At 40.7% G+C, this 22,438-nt stretch carries 21 protein-coding genes; 13 read left to right on the top strand and 8 right to left on the bottom strand.

The features are described 5' to 3' along the window. Positions 1 to 2,796, top strand: a 2,796-nt coding sequence (locus BUC20_RS00005; RefSeq protein WP_143166646.1) for an Ig-like domain-containing protein, incomplete at its 5' end; no start/stop codon positions are given. Positions 2,797 to 2,804: 8 nt separating this feature from the next. Next, complete coding sequence (locus BUC20_RS00010; protein WP_073225824.1) at positions 2,805 to 3,803, top strand: PorP/SprF family type IX secretion system membrane protein; 999 nt, start codon at positions 2,805 to 2,807, stop codon at positions 3,801 to 3,803. Positions 3,804 to 3,813: 10 nt separating this feature from the next. Here BUC20_RS00010 and BUC20_RS00015 read toward each other — a convergent pair whose 3' ends face one another. Continuing rightward, complete coding sequence (locus BUC20_RS00015) at positions 3,814 to 4,293, bottom strand: helix-turn-helix transcriptional regulator (RefSeq protein WP_073225827.1); 480 nt, start codon at positions 4,291 to 4,293, stop codon at positions 3,814 to 3,816. A 190-nt stretch (positions 4,294 to 4,483) separates the two neighbouring features. On the opposite strand from BUC20_RS00015, the gene BUC20_RS00020 reads away from it, so the two are divergent. Continuing rightward, positions 4,484 to 4,915 (top strand): hypothetical protein, encoded by a 432-nt coding sequence (locus tag BUC20_RS00020; RefSeq protein WP_073225829.1) that lies wholly within the window; start codon positions 4,484 to 4,486, stop codon positions 4,913 to 4,915. A 9-nt stretch (positions 4,916 to 4,924) separates the two neighbouring features. Here BUC20_RS00020 and BUC20_RS00025 read toward each other — a convergent pair whose 3' ends face one another. The 4 genes from BUC20_RS00025 to BUC20_RS00040 form a co-directional block, all read right to left on the bottom strand. Continuing rightward, positions 4,925 to 6,298, bottom strand: a complete 1,374-nt coding sequence (locus tag BUC20_RS00025; RefSeq protein WP_073225832.1) for an NAD-dependent succinate-semialdehyde dehydrogenase — start codon at positions 6,296 to 6,298, stop codon at positions 4,925 to 4,927. Between the two features lie 34 nt (positions 6,299 to 6,332). Next, positions 6,333 to 6,968 carry a M23 family metallopeptidase gene (locus tag BUC20_RS00030; protein ID WP_073225835.1) on the bottom strand — a complete coding sequence of 212 codons (636 nt, stop codon included), beginning with the start codon at positions 6,966 to 6,968 and terminating at the stop codon, positions 6,333 to 6,335. A gap of 5 nt (positions 6,969 to 6,973) precedes the next feature. Beyond that, complete coding sequence (locus BUC20_RS00035; protein ID WP_073225838.1) at positions 6,974 to 7,444, bottom strand: DinB family protein; 471 nt, start codon at positions 7,442 to 7,444, stop codon at positions 6,974 to 6,976. A gap of 143 nt (positions 7,445 to 7,587) precedes the next feature. Further along, positions 7,588 to 8,424 carry a DUF6266 family protein gene (locus tag BUC20_RS00040; protein ID WP_073225841.1) on the bottom strand — a complete coding sequence of 279 codons (837 nt, stop codon included), beginning with the start codon at positions 8,422 to 8,424 and terminating at the stop codon, positions 7,588 to 7,590. A 588-nt stretch (positions 8,425 to 9,012) separates the two neighbouring features. Here BUC20_RS00040 and BUC20_RS00045 point away from each other — a divergent pair. The 6 genes from BUC20_RS00045 (at position 9,013) to BUC20_RS00065 (ending at position 14,288) form a co-directional block, all read left to right on the top strand. Then, a complete protein-coding gene (locus tag BUC20_RS00045) occupies positions 9,013 to 10,518 on the top strand; it encodes a malate:quinone oxidoreductase (protein ID WP_073225844.1) in 1,506 nt (501 codons plus the stop codon). Positions 10,519 to 10,765: 247 nt separating this feature from the next. After that, positions 10,766 to 11,353: a hypothetical protein gene (locus BUC20_RS00050; protein WP_073225846.1), complete on the top strand. Its 588-nt coding sequence runs from the start codon at positions 10,766 to 10,768 to the stop codon at positions 11,351 to 11,353. A 48-nt stretch (positions 11,354 to 11,401) separates the two neighbouring features. After that, entirely contained in the window at positions 11,402 to 11,908 is a 507-nt protein-coding gene (locus BUC20_RS00055) for a hypothetical protein (RefSeq protein WP_073225849.1), read from the top strand. Between the two features lie 77 nt (positions 11,909 to 11,985). After that, a complete protein-coding gene (locus tag BUC20_RS34260; RefSeq protein ID WP_262497402.1) occupies positions 11,986 to 12,108 on the top strand; it encodes a hypothetical protein in 123 nt (40 codons plus the stop codon). A gap of 74 nt (positions 12,109 to 12,182) precedes the next feature. Beyond that, complete coding sequence (locus BUC20_RS00060) at positions 12,183 to 13,229, top strand: NAD(P)-dependent alcohol dehydrogenase (protein ID WP_073225851.1); 1,047 nt, start codon at positions 12,183 to 12,185, stop codon at positions 13,227 to 13,229. 21 nt (positions 13,230 to 13,250) lie between these two features. Beyond that, on the top strand, positions 13,251 to 14,288 hold the full coding sequence (locus BUC20_RS00065) for a hypothetical protein (RefSeq protein ID WP_073225854.1): 1,038 nt from the start codon (positions 13,251 to 13,253) through the stop codon (positions 14,286 to 14,288). On the opposite strand, the gene BUC20_RS00070 is transcribed toward BUC20_RS00065, so the two are convergent. Continuing rightward, positions 14,283 to 15,860 (bottom strand): hypothetical protein, encoded by a 1,578-nt coding sequence (locus tag BUC20_RS00070; RefSeq protein WP_073225856.1) that lies wholly within the window; start codon positions 15,858 to 15,860, stop codon positions 14,283 to 14,285. The two genes, BUC20_RS00065 and BUC20_RS00070, sit on opposite strands and share 6 nt — an antisense overlap. A gap of 4 nt (positions 15,861 to 15,864) precedes the next feature. After that, positions 15,865 to 16,737, bottom strand: a complete 873-nt coding sequence (locus tag BUC20_RS00075; protein WP_073225858.1) for an ABC transporter ATP-binding protein — start codon at positions 16,735 to 16,737, stop codon at positions 15,865 to 15,867. A 151-nt stretch (positions 16,738 to 16,888) separates the two neighbouring features. On the opposite strand from BUC20_RS00075, the gene BUC20_RS00080 reads away from it, so the two are divergent. The 4 genes from BUC20_RS00080 (at position 16,889) to BUC20_RS00095 (ending at position 21,830) form a co-directional block, all read left to right on the top strand. After that, positions 16,889 to 19,333 (top strand): AsmA family protein, encoded by a 2,445-nt coding sequence (locus BUC20_RS00080; protein WP_073225861.1) that lies wholly within the window; start codon positions 16,889 to 16,891, stop codon positions 19,331 to 19,333. Positions 19,334 to 19,452: 119 nt separating this feature from the next. Beyond that, positions 19,453 to 19,983, top strand: coding sequence for an RNA polymerase sigma factor (locus BUC20_RS00085; protein WP_073225863.1), 531 nt, complete (start codon positions 19,453 to 19,455; stop codon positions 19,981 to 19,983). Between the two features lie 70 nt (positions 19,984 to 20,053). Continuing rightward, positions 20,054 to 21,331 carry a hypothetical protein gene (locus BUC20_RS00090; RefSeq protein ID WP_073225865.1) on the top strand — a complete coding sequence of 426 codons (1,278 nt, stop codon included), beginning with the start codon at positions 20,054 to 20,056 and terminating at the stop codon, positions 21,329 to 21,331. Between the two features lie 43 nt (positions 21,332 to 21,374). Next, on the top strand, positions 21,375 to 21,830 hold the full coding sequence (locus BUC20_RS00095; RefSeq protein ID WP_073225868.1) for a QcrA and Rieske domain-containing protein: 456 nt from the start codon (positions 21,375 to 21,377) through the stop codon (positions 21,828 to 21,830). Positions 21,831 to 21,875: 45 nt separating this feature from the next. Here BUC20_RS00095 and BUC20_RS00100 read toward each other — a convergent pair whose 3' ends face one another. Then, positions 21,876 to 22,391 carry a GNAT family N-acetyltransferase gene (locus BUC20_RS00100; RefSeq protein WP_073229266.1) on the bottom strand — a complete coding sequence of 172 codons (516 nt, stop codon included), beginning with the start codon at positions 22,389 to 22,391 and terminating at the stop codon, positions 21,876 to 21,878. Positions 22,392 to 22,438 lie beyond the last annotated feature (47 nt).

The following is a 22,438-nucleotide window of genomic DNA, read 5'->3' on the forward strand; positions in this document are numbered from 1 at the left end:
GACATCCAGGTTGATGATCAGGCCATTTGTTTAGGCAGTAGTGTAACCCTTAATGCAACCAGTTCAATTACCGGAGCGGTATTTACCTGGTATAGTGAAGCTGCCCTTACTAACCGGGTTGGTACCGGATCAAGTTTCGAGGTGGTTGCACCAACTGCTGATGTAAAATACTATGTAACGGTAAAGAACGCTGGCACCTGCGAGAACGTTGTTGCGGAAGCTAAAGTGGTGACGGTAAAGGTTAAACCAAGAGGCCTTGCTGCTGATATCCAGGTTGATGATCAGACGATCTGTCTGGGAGGTAATGTAACTTTAAAAGCAACCAGCACAATTACTGGTGCAGTATTTAACTGGTATACTGATGCACAGTTAAGAAACAAGGTGTACACCGGTTCAGATTATCCGGTAATCCCAACTATTACCACAACTTATTATGTAACTGTTCAATCGACAGCGGTTTGTGAAAACCTTGCAGTCAATGTAAAAGATGTGACAGTTACAGTTCAGCCCAGGGGGCTTGCCAGCGACATTCAGGTTGATGATCAGGTAATCTGTTTAGGAAGCAGTGTAACTTTAAAAGCAACCAGTACAATTACTGGTGCAGTATTTAACTGGTATACTGATGCCCGGTTAAGAAACAAAGTGTACACCGGTTCAGATTATCCGGTAACACCAACCATCACCACAACTTATTATGTAACTGTAAAAAACACCATTACCTGCGAAAACATTTCTGTCAATGCAAAAACAGTTAAAGTTATTGTCAATCCTTTACCTGCCATACCAACGCTTACAAGCCGTACCTCAACCATTTTCTGCGAAGGCGGAAGCACAATCCTCACCTCTTCAGCTTTAACCGGAAACCGGTGGTACAAAGACAACATCATGATCCCCAATGCTACTGCTCAAACCTACACTGCAACAGAATCGGGTTCTTACACCGTGATCCAAACAAACACCAACGGATGTATCAGTCCTGTTTCTTTACCAATAACCGTTACCAAAAATCTTTACCCGGTAATACCTGGTATTTCTCCTTCCGGCACCACTACTTTTTGTGATGGTGGGGTAGTTACCTTAACTTCCTCCTCAGCAACTGGAAACCAATGGTATAAAAGCGGAATTCTGATTCCTGGCGCTACCCATCCAACTTACGATGTTTCTGAAATTGGTGTATACACTGTTAATGTAACAAATACTGCTGGCTGTACAAGTGCAGTTTCTGCCTCAACAACGGTTACTGTAAACCCTGTGCCAAAAGGATTTGATGATCAGATCAATACATTGAGTTGCAGTAGGTCAACATTTACCTACAACTTGCAGTCATTTAACATAAATAACACCATAAGAGGAGGGAATGGAGTACCATCTTCCTTTACCTGGACTGTAAATCCGACAACTGTATCCGGTGCTGTTGACGGATTTGGAAATGCAATTACTGCAAGCCTGATTAATACCGGTATGAGCCCGGAAGAAGTTATTTATACCGTTACTCCACGGGGATTAAGTGTTGGCTGCGATGGTCTTCCTTTTAAAATTAAGGTCCTCGTTCCTGTATGTTCGGCCATCTCAATCACAAAAACTGCCGATCGCAGTTCAGTCGCTGTTCCAGGAGATCAAATCAATTATACGATTACGGTTAGCAATGTGGCAAATGCCAGTCACCATAACCTGATCGTCAACGATCCGCTAACCGGAGGAAATTTAAGTAATCCTACCGGCGATAATGGTAATCATATTCTGGAAAAAGGAGAGTTCTGGACCTATCATACCTCATATGTAGTTACTCAGACAGATTTAGACAACAATGGAGCTCCTGATACAGACCTTGGAGAAGTACAAAACATAGCTACTGTGAAATCTACAGAATCACCAACTCCCAGAACTGCTGTTGCAAATGTTGCTATCCGGCAAAATCCAATCATCCGTTTGGTGAAAACCGGTGTCTTAAACCAGGATTACAGAACGATCAATTATACCTTTTTCATTACCAATAAAGGAAACATAACCCTTAAAGATTTACAGCTTACTGACCCTAAACTTCCAGGCCTCAGCATACCAAATCTAACTGAACTTGGCCCTGGTGCGTCAACAAGCGTTACGGCAACATACACGATTAAAGAAATTGAAAAAAGAGCCGGGACTGTAATCAATACAGCTAAGGTTACAGGAACCTACAACCTTGGCAGCAGGGTCAGCGACATCTCCGGAACAAATGAAAACAATGATGATCCTACAGTAGTTGATATCATTCGTTATCCCTCAGCAGTGGATGATTTTGCAAAAACCAAGGCAGATATCGAGGTGATGGTGCCGGTAACCAACAACGACCGCCCAAGCTTATTCCCGCTGGATGTAGCTACTGTAGATGTAAAAGTACAACCCATAAATGGAAAGCTGCAACTGAACAGGGATGGGAAGGTTGTTTACCATCCTAATAAAGGATATGTAGGTCTGGAAACATTTACTTACATGGTTAATGATGACAACGGGCTTTCTTCAAATGTTGCAGTCGTAACAATCAACGTCATTCCTGCAGACCTCGAAATTCCAAACACTTTTACCCCTAACGGAGACGGTAAGAATGATACTTTTCTGATCAAAGGAAGAGAGAATTACGAGTCGATAGAGATTTCCATTTTTAACCGCTGGGGAGATGAAGTTTATAAAAATAAAAACTATAAAGACGAGTGGGATGGTGCCGGATTAAATGAAGGTACTTATTTCTATGTCTTAAGACTAAAAAAGGCTGGGAAGGAAGAAATACGTAGAAGTTGGGTACTCATTAAAAGATAATTATAACCATGAAGACATTCAGATATGCATCGGTCCTTGTTTACATTTGCTACACCTTAACCGGAGTTGCAAGGGGACAACAAAACATTCAGTTTTCCCAATATATTTTCAACAGCCTCAGTGTAAATCCTGCTTATGCAGGGTACAAAGAGGAATGGTTTGTGCAATTGGCGATGAGGGCACAATGGGTAGGGGTAGAAGGGGCACCACGAACCGCAACCGCCTCCATTGATGGCATTCTGGATCCGAGAGATCGCAAAATGGGACTTGGATTCCAGATCACCACTGATAAAATCGGTGCGCAATCTTCCACATCGGCAACGGCAAATTATGCGTATCGCTTACAGCTCAACGACGATGATACCGAGCGCTTGAGCTTCGGTTTAGGGGTAGGAGCTGCACAATATAGCCTGAAAGGACAATTGCTAACGACTATAGAGCAGGGCGATGAAGCTGTACCAACAGGAAATCAAAGTAATATTGTCCCTGATCTGCGTTTCGGTGTATTCTATAATTCCGACTTCTGGTACCTTGGAATCTCTGCACTGGATATTTTCTCGGGATCTAAAGAAGGGATCCGCAGAAATCAATCCTCTTCCTTAAACATCATCAGGAGCCGCCATGCTTATCTGATGGCCGGAGCATTGGTCAACTTTTCTCCGGATCTCAGAATGAGGCCCAGCATTCTGATTAAAGAAGATTTTAGAGGGCCAACCAGCCTGGATCTGAATACCATGTTTATCCTCAACGATAAAATATGGATTGGTGCATCTTTCAGGGCAGGGCTGAACCTCCGGGAAAAACAAGACCGCCCCATTGGGATCGAAACAGAGAATTCTTTTTCAGGCATTGCTCAGTTTTTCGTCAGCGAACGGTTTAGGATCGGCTACTCCTATGATCATGTGACAAGCAATTTAGGAAGTAACCAAAATGGCTCTCATGAACTGACGATGGGCCTTGCCTTTGGAAAAGTGCCCAGAGCCCTGATCTGTCCAAGAGTATTTTAGACCGGAACGCTCAATGAGAAAGCGGAGAGAATTGTTGTCCTGAGTTTTTAGGCCCCGGTACCGTGCCCGGATGAACTCCTGTCGGTTGTCCTCCGCTTTCAGGATTGGAGTTACTCATCCTGTTCAGCAGATCATTGTGTTTTTCCAGTAAAGAGATGTATTTATTCATCCAGTACTGCACAGAATTGCTGGCATATGGTTCTGTGTTATTTTTTTGCAAATACAAATCTATAAAAGTCTTGTTTCCTATTTTAGAAAATTCTTCAGGAAATTCATTTGAAAAATCGTGCCCAATAGCGTTTCCAATTTTGCATATAGTATATATGCTAATGTACTCTTGTTCAAACCAGTTGTAGATAGAAGTTCTACTTACATTTAGTTTTCGTGCAAGCTCACTAATTCCGATTTTATTACGAACGATCCGTTCGACTATTTCACCTTTATTTAAAATCATAGATAACATGGTATGCAGTTTATACCATCCTACCATTACTAAAGTTTAAGACCACTGGGAAGTTAATCTTGACGCAATTTAAGAAATTATTATTGATCAAACAAATATTAAGAATTCATAGTTTGTTTGATGATATTTTGGTCTTCTAAGTTAATTTGTGATATGCGTTCAATTTTTTTATATTAGAATTGCACTATTAACTGATCCATTTCTAAAATTTGATTTTATGTTTGATGAGCTGAGTAAATACAAGCAGGGGAATTTCTTTTTTCAGGCAACGGACAGTTTGGTTGAAGTTTGTAACCTGACCAGAGATAAATATGGCTTGTACCTGGTTTATGCGCTATCCAAGGGAAGGGTGGAGCTGGTATACATTAATAAATCAGGTCCACCAGAGAAAGCAGGGGTGGTAAAAGAGCCTAAGGACATTGCCGATGACCTCCGGGAAAATTTACTAAATGGGTATCAGTTTGGTGAAATTGAACGTAAAAATTCCTGGCCTGTTCAAATGATGATCGAAGACATCGAAGCACTGCATGTCCATTGGTATGTAACTTATGATGAAAAGAACCACGATTTGCCCGCAACGGTAAAGTCGAAAATCCTCCAGATCTATCAGGGAATCTATGGACATTTACCGCGCTGGAATAAGATGTAAGCTCTGGTTTTATTTTACATAAACCGTTTTGATATTTACAAACTCCCTGATGCCAAAAGCACTGAGCTCTCTTCCATAACCGGATTGGTTAATTCCTCCAAATGGCAGTCTTGGGTCTGATTTAACCAATGAATTGACAAAGCAGGAACCTGCATTTAACCGTTTTGCTGCCAGTTCTTCTCCATGTTTCCTGTCTGCAGTAAATATTGCTGCCCCCAATCCAAAGGGACTGTCGTTCGCGATTCTGATCGCTTCTTCTTCATTTTTTGCCGAGAAAATTAAAGCTACAGGGCCAAATATTTCTTCTTCATAAGCCGGCATACCTTTCCTGATTCCGGTCAGTATAGTAGGGGTGTAGTAAGCATGTTTGCCTTTAAAATCAGGAATTTTTCCACCCAGGATACATTTTGCGCCTGCATTGATGTTTGCAGTTACCTGCTGTTGCAGTTCATTCCTCAGGTCCATTCTGGCCATAGGGCCAAGATCAGTTCCTTCTTCAAAAGGGTCGCCTGTTAACTTCGATTGCATTTTCCCCAGGAAGATCCTGATGAACTCTTTTTCAATTTCCTTAACGAGAATAAACCGCTTTGCGGCAATACAGCTCTGCCCGTTATTGATTAAGCGGCTTTGCATACAGATCTCTGCAGCCTGTTCCAGATCGGCATCGGCCAATACCAGGTAAGGATCGCTTCCGCCAAGCTCAAGTACCGTCTTTTTTAAATGGAAGCCTGCCTGTTGTGCAACCTGCTTTCCGGCTTCGGTACTTCCGGTAAGGGTAACTGCCTTTACCAATGGATGAGCGATTACCTGTTTTACAGATTTGCTCCCAATCAGGAGTACATTGAAAATATCTTTTGGAAAACCAGCGGCTAAGATGACCTCTTCAATTGCCAGTGCACATCCCGTAACATTGGAAGCATGTTTCAGTAATCCTCCGTTTCCTGCCATTAATGCAGGAGCGAGGAAACGGAAAAGTTGCCAGAAAGGGAAGTTCCAGGGCATTACGGCCAGCACCACACCGAGCGGCTGGAAACTGACATAGCTGCTGGAAGCTTCTGTTGCAATCATTTCATCTTTGAGGAACGCTGCGCCATTTTCTGCATAATAATCACATACTGCCGCACATTTCTCGATCTCTGCAATTCCAGGGGCAATGGGTTTTCCCATTTCTTTGGCCATCAAGGTAGCCAAATCCAGTTTCCGCTTCAAAAGGACCTTTGCGGCATTTCTTAATAATTTTGCGCGGTCAGAAAAGGAGCTGTCTTTCCATTTTAACCATGCGGAATGTGTCTTCTCTATTTTTGCAGAGACCTGTTTTTCAGAATCTTCTTTGTAGGATTTGATTAATTTTCCGTTGGTCGGATTGATGGAAATCAGGCTCATTTTTAATCGTATTGGTACACAGGTATAACACTTATCAGGGCTTCAGGTTTTCCTTAATGAAAACCAGTGGATTGAAAAAACGGAGGTCCAGTTGTTTTTTATTCATGGTCAGCCAGCTGGCGCATCCGTAATCGTCAAAACTTTTTCTGATTTCCAGGTGTAAATGATGGTAATCACCTCCGTATTTTTTTGATTCTGCAGGCGTAAATAACCTCGCAATCTTTACATTTTCATCTACCTGCTGGCCCTGGGCCACATATACCTCTTTTAGGTGTTTGTAGGAAGTAAACATGATTTTTCCATCAGGAAGTTTGTGTTTGATGACCACAGTTCGTTGGTTTTCGCCCAGATGAACAGAGCAAACTATGCCCTTTGCCATTGGATAAACGGTAACCAGCTTGTTCTTGGGTTTTAGAGGATTGATGTCTATCGCGGTATGCACATGTCCTTTCAGGTAGCTGTCGCGATGATCACCAAAAATGCTGACCACCTTGATTTGTTTAGGATCTTTGCGATTTGCGACATCAAAGGGAAGGTACCATTTGCTGGCTATGGCATTCGGCGGGCTATCCGTATAATAAGGCTTCCATCTGTCACGGTCGCGCTCAATGGTCATTGGCTCATCGGGGGCCAGCCATAATAATAAAATGGGGAACAGTAATAATTTCATGTCGTTTATTTTAGGAGACGTTTCATTGCCATTACATATCCAAAATGCATGCTTTCATGAAGAGGGATATAGTTGATGATGTCGTTGATGTTGTTTAATTCCAGCCCGTAGCTGTTCACCCAGGGAGTATAATTGTCAAACTTACTGGTGTTAAGGTCTGTTTCCAGTTGATCTGTCGTGCTGATGAGGAGGGCTTTGATCTGTTCAATCTCTTCAGCGGAAACCAATCCTTCTGGTTTTGTCCCTGGTTTATAGCTAAGTACGAAAGATTCGGGCACAAGGGGTTCCTGTCCGGCTTTTCCGTAACATAGATTTTGCTGACTGGCAATTAAATGTGCCAGGTTCCAGATGACATTGTTGTTAAAACCATCTGGAATCCGGTTCAATTGCTCAGTGCTCAATTGCTCTGTAGCCTTTAATATGGCAAATCTTAATTTTCTTAACGTAGTTACCTGAGGAAAGATCTTATCGGGCATAAGTATTTTATATATGTGTTTAAAACCAGAAATGGATAACTATAATTGTTTTGAAAGATAGTTATTTTCTAATGTTAAAAACATATTTTTAGGAAAACCAGTTATTCAGGATAATTTTATCCTTTATGCATTGTTTAAATGGTTTAAACAGGTTTGCCCGGGAGGTTCTCTAATTTCTTTTTAAGTACCTGATATTCCTTTTCGAGATGCCTGAAGGCTTTGCTTTCCATATGCCTGCCCTCATCCTTTTGTTGTAACCTGATATAATCTGCCTCAACCTGTTCAAATCTTTCTTTTACCTTTTTATATTTTTCCTGTTTGGCTTTTTCTTCCGGACTTTCTATGTTGCCGTTTAGATTTCCAATGTATACGCTGTCAGAAACCTCCTTGCCATCGGCAGTTTTAAAGGAAATATAAGCCTCTATTGGCTCGTTCAGCCATTCTTCTTCCAGTTCAATCAGGTATTTTCCTTCTTCTCTTCTTGCGGCATTCAGGAAGGAACGGACCTTTCTTCTTAGGGGATAGTACAGCAGAATCATCACACAGTCGTCATGCCGGAGTTCCCGATCCAGGTAATATGGATCCCAGTTCACAAGTACACCAGTATCTGTTTTTTCCATACTGATGCCTTTGGCTGCGGGTAGCGTGCCTTTACTTAATACCACTTTACTATAATTCACGCTGATGTCTGGATACTCGCCCTGCAGCGCCTGTTTCTTATTATAAGAGGTGGCCAGATTAAACGCATTTTTGACCGTACCTGCAGCCTCCAGACCAAAACCAATGTTGATGAAATCTTTCATTGGTTTGATGAGTTGCATGGTAAGGCTCATAGATTGCTGATTTCCCAATTGTTTTTTGCTTGGTTTACCAGGATCACCTATGGTTCTGCTTACATTTTGTCCGTTTAGTACATAAAATACCATATTGCCGATTTTTCCATTTGGATGGCCATAAGGGCCGGGTTTTAAAATTGCCATGATTAATAGATTAATTTATAATACTACAATATATAAATAAATTATCAATTAAGAAACAATTGATTTCGGAAAGGTGCTGGTACACACCCTGAAGAGTTCGCTATTGAGCGGAATGATCTATGAAATCAGGAATAGCTTATTTCGACTTTTAAAGGGCCATTTGACCTGATAAGGACCTGGCAACCTCTAATCAATATTCAATCAGTATTCATTAAATTCAGGACTCAACCGGGAGCGTGCAGGAGGAGTTCCTTTATTTCAGCCCTATTCATGATTAACCAGAGCAGGAGCTTTGGATTTTCATTTTTTGAAGGAGTGATATAAAGTTTAGCACTCAAACTAAAAATGACAAAGGGATGAACAAGGTTGAAGTTGAATGCCGTTCTATTCTTTTTGTGAATAATACGAGATCACAAGAAAGAAGGGTGTCAATATACGCAATAAAATTAGAAGTAATGAAATTTTGGTGTAAGTGTGTGTCTCATTTTTGGGGCTGTTCAAAAAAAGAGAGAAATAATTAGGAAAACATCTGATTTTTTGAAGTATTATTTGATTATGTATTGTATTTTTGCACAAAAATTCAAATAAATGACTCGTAAGAATAGTAATTCGGAAAAAACTGCGGATGTTGTATTGATTGGAGCAGGGATAATGAGCGCAACACTAGGGATGTTACTCAAAGAATTGCAGCCGGATATCACCATAGAAATTTTTGAAAGACTGGATGTTGCTGCTGCGGAAAGTTCCGATGCCTGGAACAACGCCGGAACAGGGCATTCTGCTTTTTGTGAATTAAACTATACTCCACAAAAGGAGGATGGCTCAGTAGAGACCGCAAAAGCAGTAGCTATTGCAGAATCTTTTGAAGTATCCAAGCAGTTTTGGTCTTTCCTGGTTGAAAATAACCTCGTAGGATCTCCCGAAACATTTATTAAAAGCATTCCTCATATCAGCTTTGTCTGGGGGGAGAAAAATGTGGAATTTTTGAAGGAACGCTATGCCAGACTTCAGGAAAGTCTGCTTTTCCAGGGAATGACCTATTCTGAAGATCCTGAACAACTGAAAAAGTGGATGCCATTGGTGATGGATCAGCGTGATCCTGCCGAAAAGGTAGCGGCGACAAGAATGACGCTTGGAACGGACGTGAATTTTGGCGCATTAACCAGAATGATGTTCAACCACCTTCAGAAAAAAGAAAATGTAAACATGCATTTTCATCATGAAGTTAAAAAACTAAAACAAAAGAACGGTCTGTGGGAAGTAAAGGTGAAGAACGAGGCGACCGGAGATAAAAGAGTGGTTAAAGCCAAATTTGTATTTATCGGAGCTGGTGGCGGATCTCTTCCATTGTTGGAGAAATCTGACATCCCTGAAGGTAAAGGTTTTGGTGGTTTCCCGGTAAGCGGACAATGGTTGAAATGTATCAACCCTGATGTCATCGCACACCACGACGCTAAAGTATATGGTAAAGCCTCGGTTGGTGCGCCACCGATGTCTGTTCCACATTTGGATACGAGAATGATCGATGGCAAAAGAGCTTTGCTCTTCGGTCCTTATGCAGGTTTCTCAACCCGTTTCTTAAAACATGGTTCTTTGCTGGATCTTCCGCTATCTATTAAAGTAAACAATATCCGCCCGATGATCTCTGCCGGATTGGATAATCTTCCACTGACAAAATACCTGATCAATCAGGTGCGCCAGTCTCCGGAAGATAGGATGGAAGCTTTGAGAGAATACCTTCCAACCGCAAAAATGGAAGATTGGGAACTGGAAACAGCTGGTCAGCGTGTTCAGGTGATCAAGAAAGATGAAGAGCATGGTGGAATTCTGGAATTTGGAACAGAGATGGTAACTGCTGCTGATGGATCTATTGCTGCGCTATTGGGTGCTTCTCCTGGTGCTTCTACTGCGGTATCAATTATGGTTACCCTAATGGAACGTTGCTTTGGCGAACAATCGAAAAGCCCGGAATGGCAGGCTAAACTGAAACAAATGATTCCTTCTTACGGACAATTGCTGAGTAATAATGTAAAGCTGACGGAAGAAATCAGAACAAATACTACAGCGACTTTAAATTTGCTGACTGCAGATTAAGGAACAATTCAGCTTAATATATAAAAAGGGCCATTGGTTTTCACACTAATGGCCCTTTGTTGTATAAAAGTTTTGGATAATTCTATTGAACATTAAAAGCCCAGGGGTTATTATCATCAAACTTTTTTTTAATAGTTTCCTGTTAAATAATTCTCATATTAGAGTGTGGTTTGTGTTGATGTTTTGTTCCTGTCCGAAATCGCAAATATTTTAAAGTTGTCAGTAATATTGAAAAACCAGAAATTAAATGTTTAAAAATTTATTTAAAAAAAAGTTATCACCTGCTGAACAATATTTAAACCATTTGAATGGAATTTTTAAGAAAAAGCCCCTTCTATTCAAAGAGGATAGTTTAGATAGCTTACTTCCCGGTGTATCAACAATTGTATACGAAAATATTCCCAGGAAAGGAATGATCACCTCATTTACTTATGGACTTTCTTTGGGAAACCATCCTGACTGGAAAAATGGCAGACCTGAAATTACTTTAACTGTTAAATCAGATAGTTTTGCCTGGGGACGGGTTTCAGGTTATTTAGCAAATTGGCTAAGAGGTAAATGTCCATTTTCTTATGGTAATCCTATTGATTTTCAAGAAAAGATTTCTGATGATTCAGAAATGGACGGATTTTTAGTGTTTGCCCCATCAATTTTCAAGAATAAAAGCGATTATCAAGATATTGATATTGGTGCTGAATACAAGATTTATATTAAAGGAATTTACCCTATATATTCTTCAGAAATTGAAGTAATATCTAAATTGGAATTGGAAAATTTCTGGAAACATCCAAATTTTGAATTGTATAATGTAAATAGAAAGCGAATAACAGAATAAAACACGATTAGTGACATCAAAGACTGACGATCATAACAAGACTGAAAGATGACAAGCAAGCAACGTCTTAAATTTCGACAAAGCTATGAAAACAATATTTCCACCAAACTAGAAATTGATAAAGAGCAATTTTATCGGGACTATTATGAAACCAAACAACCTTTAATTTTAAGTATTTTCGGTATACTAATGTTTTTATATGGGCTTTATATTCTTTTTGAAATAAATACCATCTATGGGATTTTAATAATATTGATCAGTTTGTTTCCTGTTTATCGAGGATTTAAAAGAAATAAAATAGTTTTTAGAATTTCCAAAAAAGGAATCTGGACCGCTGAATTTGGATTTATTTATTTTCGCCACATTGATCGTTTTGAATTTCAACTTCACACAGGGAAATTCAGTTCGGAACGTATAAAAATCTACATGAAAAATTATAAGGCATATCATATGGAGATGCCTTTTTTAGAACAGCATATTTCTCATATTGATAATTGTTCAGAACTGAAAACTTTAATTACTAAAGATCTACAATCTCAAAAAATGAATGGCTAAAAAACTACCGCGAACAAATTAGGGTGTTTTTTATTCATGTATGGAATAAGTAGAATAAAGAAGCAGCAGGATTGGCTATGGTAGATTACTCGGATGTGATGATGAACCGTGTTGTAGCAGTTAAAGGTTATACCAGCAGTGTGACTTTGGGTGTAGAAGCAGTTAAAGAGTTGATGAAGGCTCCGACTAAAAAATACTGAAAACATTTTTCCTATTTTAGTTATTATATATTTCTAATTGACTTGACCATACATCCCAATTAACCATAAAAAATATGACTCTAGTAAAAGCTTATGCCGCACAGAAGGCAGATAAACCACTTGAACCTTATCAATTAACGCGTCGCGAACCAGGAGCCGACGATGTAGAAATTAAAATCCTGTATTGCGGAGTATGTCATTCAGACATTCATACCGCAAGAAATGAATGGGGAGGGACGATGTATCCGGTTGTACCCGGCCATGAGGTTGTTGGAAAAGTGAGCCGTGTAGGCGCAAATGTGAGTCGTTTTAAAGTGGGGGACACGGTAGGGGTAGGCTGCTTTGTCGATTCATGTGGACATTGTGGGAACTGTAAAGACCATCAGGAACAATATTGTGAAAATGGCCATTCTCAAACCTATAACTCTTTTGAGCAGGACAAGAAAACAATTACCTATGGCGGATACTCCACGCATATCGTAGTGACACAAGACTTTGTGCTGAATGTTTCTGATAAGCTGCCTTTAGAAAAGGTTGCTCCGCTGTTGTGTGCCGGTATTACCACATACTCACCGTTAAAATATTGGGGAGTAAAAAAAGGAGATAAACTTGCCGTTGTTGGATTGGGTGGCTTAGGGCATATGGCGGTTAAAATCGCTGCTTCAATGGGTGCTGAGGTAACCATGCTGAGCCGTTCTCCAGGTAAAGCCAAAGATGCAGCAGAACTGGGCGCCCATCATTTTGCACTGACTACAGAAAAGGAAACGATGCAAGGCCTGGCCAATACTTTTGATTTTATCATCGATACGGTATCGGCAGAGCATGATTATAACGAATACCTCGCTTTACTGAACACCAATGGGGTAATGGTTTTGCTGGGTGTTCCACCAACACCATCCGACGTATCGGCTTTTCATTTGATTATGGGACGCAGGAGCCTTGTTGGTTCATTGGTAGGAGGGATTAAAGAAACTCAGGAAATGCTGGATTATTGTGCTGAACATAACATCACTTCAGATGTGGAAATGATCCGCATGGACCAGATCAATGAAGCATATGAAAGAACCTTAAAAGGAGATGTTCACTACCGTTTTGTGATTGATATGGCTTCCATAGATTAATTAGAAACACATCCGGTTTTAATGAAAATATCTTTTAAAATAGTATTTCTGGCTTTGGCAATTGCACTCTGTTCCTGTAAGAGACAGGAACAGAGTGCAGATGCTGAGCAGACTGACTTGTTCGTTCCAGCGGGTTTCACTGCCCTCGATCAAATTGTTGCTGAAATTGCCACAGACGGTGAAGTTCAAAGTGCTTTTATAGGCGAAAACCGTGTAACGCCGAGGCAATGGAAGAGGTACGAAAAGCTTCATGAAATGGCTACAACCGCACAATTGCTGACTTTTATGAACCACAAAAGTGCCGCAGTTCGCTGTTATTCATTTCTCGCATTGGCAGATAAAAATGCTGATCTTGCATTTCCGGTTTTAATGAATCATTTGAAGGATACTTCCGCTGTTACCACAATGGATGGCTGTATTCAAATGACGAGGCCTGTTGCAGACTATTTAATAGATGAAGTAAGCCTCGATCACCTTTATCCTACACACAGTAGGTTTAGTAAACAACAGTTGGATGCGATAGACCGTGTTCTTATTCTGGACAAATCGATGAAGTCTCATGTGAAAAACGCAGCGATAAGCCGATTAGAAAACACCGTTGAACACTATAGTCTAATCAGAAAACTGGTCGAAAACGAGCAGAACGGATTCGCTTTGGTACAGTTGGCTAAATATAAAAATCAAAATGACAGGAACTTAATTTCGACCTTCTTTGCACAGGATACGACTAAGTTTCATGCCTTAGCTGCGGTAACAGAATTTTCGGATAATTTCTTTTACCCATATGTGAAAAAGGTATTTGAAGATGGCGAAAAAAATGATAACTATAGTTTTCCAAACTGGAAAGCCTGCTTTCTGGCATTGGCTAAATATCCAAATCAGGAGACATTAAACCTTTTTGAAAACATATTAAACCGAAAGGATAAATTCCGGAACAAAATACTGGATAAATACTTACTGCTTGCCATTACTAAATATCCTGATCAGCAATATCAACCATTAAAAAGGAAGATAAAGCTGGATAAGGAGGATATGGATGAGATTCAGGAAGAACTATAAGTTTCTCGTCTGATAATTTCTTATCGCAAAGCTGCAAATCAATAAAGCCACATTGATCATCAGGATACTCAGTATGAAACCCTTGTAGTTTTCATGAGGCAGTGCACCAAGATAATGCGCTACAGCCAGACCCTGAAAAGCAAGATAAGTAAGCGCAAAAAACAAGATTTCAAATAGCTTCTTGCTGCCGCTAACAATACCAAGAAAGGTGCTGAGCATCACAATCAGTAAACATCCATTTATGATCTGGATGGCAGCCATGTGGCCTGAAGTCAGGAATAAACGACAAATAACAGGCAAGGACAATACAATAAGCAGACTGAAGCCTGCAATAATTTGTGCCGGTAGCATTCGCTGTAGCGGTTTGTACGAAGCATAAGTGAAATAATGAAGCCTGTTTGTTTTTTCCTTTGTCACGAGCTCTGATATTCTGCCCACCTGAAGGAAGAGCAATACCGGAAGTAAAAAGGTATAAGCAAAATGTAAAGGAACGAACAGGGTGGCTATCCATAAACCTATATTAAGAAACCATAACCATTTTGAATCTTTCCTGACCATCAGCAGTAATTCCGTTTTGATGAATGGAAAGATCCCATAAGCAGGGACTACTGCCGGAAGTGTAAATTTATCAAAACGGGTTCGGGCAGCGGTCGTTGCTTTCAAAAGACTTTCCTGGTCTTTTTCTTTTTTCTTTCTGACCGTTTGTTTAAAATCAAAACGATGGAAGAAAGAGGAGGATAAATACACCAGGGAAAGGATCATGCCTATCCATAAAGCCCTGCTGAACAGGTAGAATCCAGTCCATGAAACACCATTCCATTCAAACGTTTTATAATCTTTTTTTCCGAGGTGAATGGTATAGCCCAGGGATACGTTTTCTATGTTTTCATTAAACTGAGTATTCACTTTGTTTTTAACACTATTGACTACGGTTCTTATTCCAAAACCATCGGTGATGACCTCTATCGGATTGTTATTGTTGCTATTGACATTACTCATGATGCCACCAAAAAGAGCAATATAAAAGATGCAATGCAGTACAGTTTTTCGGCCTAAAAAGACTTCAGCCAGTATGGCAAGCCCGGAGACCAGAAACATTGCCGGAACCACCATCAGGAAGTAAGGAAGCAGGAAGTCGCTGATATGAAATGGATAGCCATGACTTCGGATAAAAAACATGAGGATGCCCATTAAAAGCGCACAAGCTGAAATCGTGAGCAGGACCAGCAGATTGCTCAGGAGCTTGCTCAACAGGTAGCCGAAATTTGAGATCTGAGTGGTTGCAATGATTAATCCAACCTCCGTTTCAATGTCTTTTTTGATCCCGCTATTCACAAGGAAAAAACCACATAGGGAGAGGACTAGTGTACTCATCATTGCCGATACATGTCCTACCCAGGCAGAGTTGTAAACACCTCTGTAGCCATCTATAGTAAAAGTCGTATAGCTTGCATCCGGAGTAGGGACAAAGGAGTAAGCTGCATAAACGGTTACGGCAAGCGTAATGAGGAAGGCATAACTGCGGCTGCGTTGCAGGTAGTCTGCTTTAATAATGGGATATAGATAGTTCAAAATCTTAGTGCTGAGATTGCGTTAAAAATAAATAGACATCTTCCAGGCCGGCAGTTACTTTTTTTGCTCCGGGTTCGGCTTCAGAAGAGGAGGATATATAGCGTATTTGGATCTTTTCTACCTGTCTGCTGGTATTAATCACAAGGTGTTTTGCTTTAAAAAGCTCCAGATCAGAATGAGCAATGCTGGTTTCAAAAACCCTGTTTTCAATTCTTCTGATCAGTTCTGAAGGTACGGCCTTATCAATTAAGGTTCCGTTCTTCATGATGGCCACATCGTCGGCAATGGTTTCAATATCGGATACAATATGAGAAGAAAGGATGACAATGGCATCACTGGCCATTTCAGAGATCAGCTCACGGAACCTGACCCTTTCTTCCGGATCAAGACCTACTGTAGGCTCATCAAAGATCAATACTTTGGGGTCATTGAGTAAGGTCTGGGCAATTCCGATCCGCTGCTTCATCCCTCCGGAATAACTGCCTATTGGTCGTTTTGCATCTGCGGTCAGGTTAACGCCATCGAGTAACATATCAATCCGTTTGCGTAGACCAGAGCCTCCAACGCCTTTCATAGCGGCAATATATTCCAGAAACTCATAAGCATTCAGGTTGGGATATACCCCGAAATCCTGAGGCAGATAACCTAATGTTTTCCGGATGGTATCCGGTTTTTTCACAATATCTTCCCCATTTAGAAATACGGTTCCCCCGGTGGGTTTACTAATGGTGGCTATAATTTTCATCAGGGTGGATTTTCCGGCACCATTAGGGCCGAGTAATCCCAATATTCCTTTGTCTATCCGGATGGAAAAATCGGATAATCCTGTTTTCTGTTTGTTGTATTGTTTGGTTAGGTTTTTAATCTCTAAGGTCATGGTTTACGTAAGTATAACGCTGTGACGTGAAGAAAGGAAAGCAGGTTACAGGGTGTTGGATTTATTAAGGCATATTTTTTGTATTATTGGTATTACTCCCTGTGTATAATGCCTGAAAACAATTTAATGCTCAAAAACGTTAGCTATTTAAATGGAAAAACTACCTCGCTGGTCTAAAATTACGCTGAAGATATTAGGTGGCCTGGTGGCCCTGATCTTAATTGTTTTCATCGCGCTCGGATTGTATGTCAATGCGAATAAGAAAGAATTGCTGGGAACAATTACAAAACAGCTGAATAAGAACCTCAATGGATCGCTGACGATCGGCAATATGGAGCCTACCTTTTTTAAAGGATTTCCGGGTGTTTCCATCAGCCTGAAAAATGTTGTCATGAAGGATAGCCTCTGGAAAAATCACCACCACACCCTGCTGGATGCAAAAGATTTCGACGTTTCTGTAAATACCATGGCCCTTTTAACGGGAACAATAGAGATTAAAAAGATCGGAATCAGTAATGCAACCATTTATCTTTTTACAGATAGCAACGGGTATAGCAATACGGCAATCTTCAGAAAGAAAGATAAAAAGAAAGAGCCGGAAACTGATGAAGGCGGTTCGGATGCGAGGCTTAAGAAATTCAGTCTGAATCAGGTGAGTTTTGTGGTCGACAATAAAAAAGGGCACAAGCTTTTTCAGTTTGATGTCGACGAGCTGAAAGGGGAGATGGACTATTCCTTCTCGGGATGGGAAGCAAAGCTGAAGTTGAAAACCATGGCCAGAAGTCTGGCTTTTAATACGAGAAGAGGAAGTTTCATCAAGGATAAAATGCTGGAAGGTCCTTTTAAAATAAATTATAATGAGGATAGCGGAATCATTGATGTAGCAGAAAACCAATTGAACATTGGAAAAGATCCTTTCCTCATCGGAGCTAAATTTGACACCTCAAAAGAGAATACTGATTTTAAGATTAACATTAAAGCTCCGGGAATACTCTGGAGAGATGCTTCGGCATTACTGGCACCCAATATCAGCTCAAAACTTAACATGTTCGACCTGAAAGCACCAATCGATGTGACCTGTACCATTGCCGGAAATATGGGGCCGGGAGGCGATCCTGCCATCAATGTAACCGCACTGGTAAAAGATAACGTACTGACCACCCCGGGAGCCGTAATTGACAGCTGTAATTTTAGAGGGGTTTTTACCAATAATTACCTCAATGGTAAGGGGTTTACGGATGAAAATTCGGCCATTAAGCTCTATCAGTTCAAAGGGAGCTATAGTGAAATGCCTTTTTCAATTGATACGGTATTTATACATAACCTGGATAAGCCGATTGCGACAGGTGTTTTCAGGTCCAAATTTGAAATTTCGAAGCTGAATAAAGCAATTGGTGAAGAAACCTTGAAATTCACCAGGGGCACGGCGAATGTTAAGCTGGCCTATAAGGCGGATATTGTCGCTTTTAAATTATCGAAACCCATCGTAACCGGAGTGGTTGACATTACCAATGCAGACGTAAGTTATGTTCCAAGAAAGTTGAATTTTACGAACACCGCGATCTCCCTCAATTTTACAAGTAATGATCTTTTTATTAAAAATATCAGGCTGCAGAGTGGCAGGAGTGTGGTGATGATGGATGGAACGATCCGCAACTTTTTAAACCTTTATTATACGGCACCGGAGAAGATCTTACTGACCTGGAAGGTGACGAGTCCGGAATTGCATCTTGGAGAGTTTCTGGGCTTCCTGGGCACCCGTAAGACGGCAAAGAAAGTGAAGCGACAGACGAAAAGTACAAACTTCTCTCAGGATATGAATGAACTTTTCGAGAAGAGTATGGTGGATATGCATTTAAGGGTAGCAAAAGTGTATTATAATAAATTTTTGGCCACGGATGCAACTGCAGACCTGTTCCTTTCAGAATCCGGAATCGGACTTAAAAATATCAGTGTGAAACATGGAGGAGGCTCATTGAAAGTAGATGGAAACATTTCACAGAAAGGGAAGTTCAATCATTTCCTGATCAATACTACCCTGAGCAATGTCGACATTAAGAATTTCTTTTATTCTTTTGATAACTTCGGGATGACGAGCCTCACTTCAAAGAACCTGAAAGGATACTTGTATTCTAAAACAAAAATTGGTGGAACAATCACCGATCAGGGAAGATTGGTGACCAACTCCCTGAATGGGAATGTGGTCTTTGATGTTAAAAGAGGTGCTTTACTCCGGTTTGATCCGATCAAAAATGTTGGAAAATTTGCTTTTCCTTTCAGGGATCTGGACAACATCACCTTTGAAAACCTAAACGGTAAATTTGATATCCGCGGGCCAAGGATTACGATCAATCCAATGCAGATCAATTCGAGTATCCTGAATATGGATGTCGCCGGAGTCTATTCTATGTCGACCGGAACGAATATAGAACTTGATGTGCCGCTTAGGAACCCTAAAAAAGACGAAGACATTACTGATAAGAAAGAGATTCAGGAACGCAGAATGAAGGGAATTGTACTTCACCTGCTGGCCACAGACGGGGAAGACGGAAAGATTAAAATCAAACTCAACAGAAACCGGAGTAAGGGGAAATAGCCTTGCTTTTATTTACCCTGGTGCAATTCTAAAAAAATATTTCACTAAATTTCAATACAGAGGCAACCTATTTCAGGTTGCCTCCGTACTTGTAGGTATAGATGATTTAAATTTTTTACGTGGACGAATCAATCATTCAGGAACTAATAGATGGCTGTAAGAAGAAAGACCGGAAAAGTCAGAAGGGGCTTTATCAGGGCTATTACAGCTATGCCATGAGGATGTGTATTCGCTATGCGAAAGATAAAGATGAAGCTGTTGAACTCGTAAATGATGGCTTTTTGAGGGTATTTATAAATATTCACCGATACGATAAGACAAAACCTTTTAAGCCCTGGCTGAGTACCATCATGATCAATACTTCAATAGATCATTACAGAAAGCAAATAAGGCGTATGGAAATGGAAGAATTAAATGCAAAACATGAGCTGGAGGATCAGGAAAACATCCTTACTCAAATACATTATGAAGACCTGATTAAACTGGTGCAAAAACTTTCCGTTGCTTACCGAACCGTTTTTAACCTGTTTGCGATTGATGGATTTTCTCATGAGGAGATCTCTTCCATGCTCTCTATCTCAGTAGGAACGTCTAAGTCGAACCTCTTTAAGGCAAGAGAACAATTGAAAAAGATGCTCAAAACGATGTAATCAGATTTTGAAAATGAAATGCTCAGATTTTGAGAATAAAAGAAGATATGAATCTAGTTAAAACACCAATATGGAATTAGACGATAACGAGTTTGATGCCGCCTTCAGGGAAAGGGTGTTTGATGCTGATCCTCAGTTTGAGGAGGCAGCATGGGACAAAATGGAGCGGAAGTTGAGGAGGAGGGAGCGTATTGTTCTGTTCAGGAAGGGAAGTGTGGTATTGTCGCTATTGCTTTTAATTGGATTGATCGGCTATTATTCTTTTGATAAAAAACCGTCGGGTAAAGCCAGGACTGAGCTTGCAGGAACGGGGGAAAAAGGAAAAAATACAGGTAAGATGGCGGTATCAGGAGATACTGTGGTGGTGACAAAAGAAGCATCAGTTTTGTCAAAAGATACGCTGGTTCTGCCGAACGGAGATCTGGGTATTGGCCTTCAAAGCACAGACCATAACAATGGTCTTCAAAATAACCATCTTCTGGCTGTAAAGGAAAATCATTTTTTTGCCGCTGGATCTGAAACTCGTGTAAATAGAAATCTGTCCGCTTTAGAGCAGCATAATCTAAGTATCACTAAAGGACTGCTTCAACCTCCGGCTATAGCCCTTTCTTTGAGTCCAGGTTCGGTCGTAAAAGAGGATAAGCTGATTGCTGCAAATAAAGATGTGGAGGCGGCTTCGAATAAACAGAATGCAGAGGTTCAGATTACACAGGAAAAAGAGCGGGAAAAACTGAAAGTAAAACCCCTGATCAAAAAAGCAATCCCAATGAGCCTCGCTTTAAGTGCCGGGCCTGAATTCAATTCCGCAGGTTCTTTAATCGGAGGGAAAGGTGGCTTTAGTGCAGGCCTGACTTTTAGCATGGGGATAGCAAAGAATTTCAGGCTGCAAACGGGACTTAAATACAGTGCTAAAGATTATGCAACAGATAGCTATGCTTATCGTTTTAAAAACCCTCAGTTTCAGGGAATGATTTCCGGTATTGATGCGACCTGTGCTGTACTTGAAATTCCGGTGATCGCCTCTTATACCGTGATGGAGGACAGGCAACGAAGCATAGACCTGAACCTGGGGCTGTCGAGTTACCTGATGCTGAAGGAAGATTATACGTTTAAATATACGCAGTCTTCAGGCATGCCGGACCGTTTAGTAGAGAGAAGAAATGCCAACCAGCACCTGTTCGGTGTAGTTGATCTTTCTGCAACCTACTTTATCAAGCTTAAAACAGAAAAATTTAAAATAGGGGTGGAACCTTTCGTTAAAATACCTTTAACGGGGGTTGGTGAAGGTAGAGTGAACCTGAAATCAAGTGGAATTTCTTTAAAAATACGCTATGACCTGGACAAATAACATCAAAGACTATTAGATATCTGCTAAACTAAAACCAAAAATTATGGAACGTGATGAATTTATCAAATCATTAGGATTTGGGCTGGCACTGGTATGCTCTGGGTCCTGCTTTCAGGGATGTGGTGGGAAGGGCGATACTGGTACGCCAGAACCTAACCCCAATCCAAACCCAGGCGGAAGCACAGCTTCTGTTAACCTGGCTTCCCAATTGCTGGCTGTTGGCGATCAGGCTACGGCAAACGGGGTATTGTTTTTTAGAGTGGCTGCCGGAAATACCAGCAGTGCATTTGTCGCTACTGAAGCGCTCTGTCCGCATCAACAAGGATCGTTGGTCTGGAAGCAGGCCTTAAATAAGATTCAGTGCCAGTTGCATTTTTCTGAATACAGTACAAACGGTACGGTGCTTCAGGGACCTCAGAACACAACCGGTAATACCAGAACCTTGAAAATATATGCGACAGCGATCAGTAATAATACACTAACGGCAACTATAACTTAGATTTGTGGGGGGATGGGAAGAGGCATATTTAGCTTCTTCCCTTTTTTATTTTTTCTCAACCGGAATCTCAAAAAGAGCCAGTTCAATGTTTTCATAATGTTTTGGGAGAATGTTAGATGCCTCAGGAATAATATTGCCCAGATAGTTGAATCCACACTTTACATAGTAAGCAATCAGTCTGGGATTATCTCCCCAGGTGTCCATCCGGATGTATTCTTTGTCTTTTCCGGCAGCAAAAGTATGTGCCCAGGTCACAATCTCATTGACAAAATTAGCGCCTCTGAATTCCGGATTCGTTACAATGCGGTGGAGGTAAATGGCCGGATCCACATCTTTTTCTTTCCAGATCAGGGGGTCATTAAAATCTATGGCAAAAATACAGGCAGTCTTTCCGTCAATCTGAATTTTCCATTGTCTTTCTTCCTTCAGTTCCCGCTCAATCAGGCTACGTTCAAAGCCCTGCCATTGTTTATTGAATACAGTTTTTTGAAAAGCGATAGCCGCATCGTACAATTCGAAAATCTGGTCAATATCATGTATAGTGGAAGGAAGTATCTGCATATTTTTTAACATCTTGCTTAAATTGAATTAACGACAAAATTCGTAAA

Source organism: Pedobacter caeni, from assembly GCF_900129215.1.
In the GTDB taxonomy this organism is placed as follows: domain Bacteria; phylum Bacteroidota; class Bacteroidia; order Sphingobacteriales; family Sphingobacteriaceae; genus Pedobacter; species Pedobacter caeni.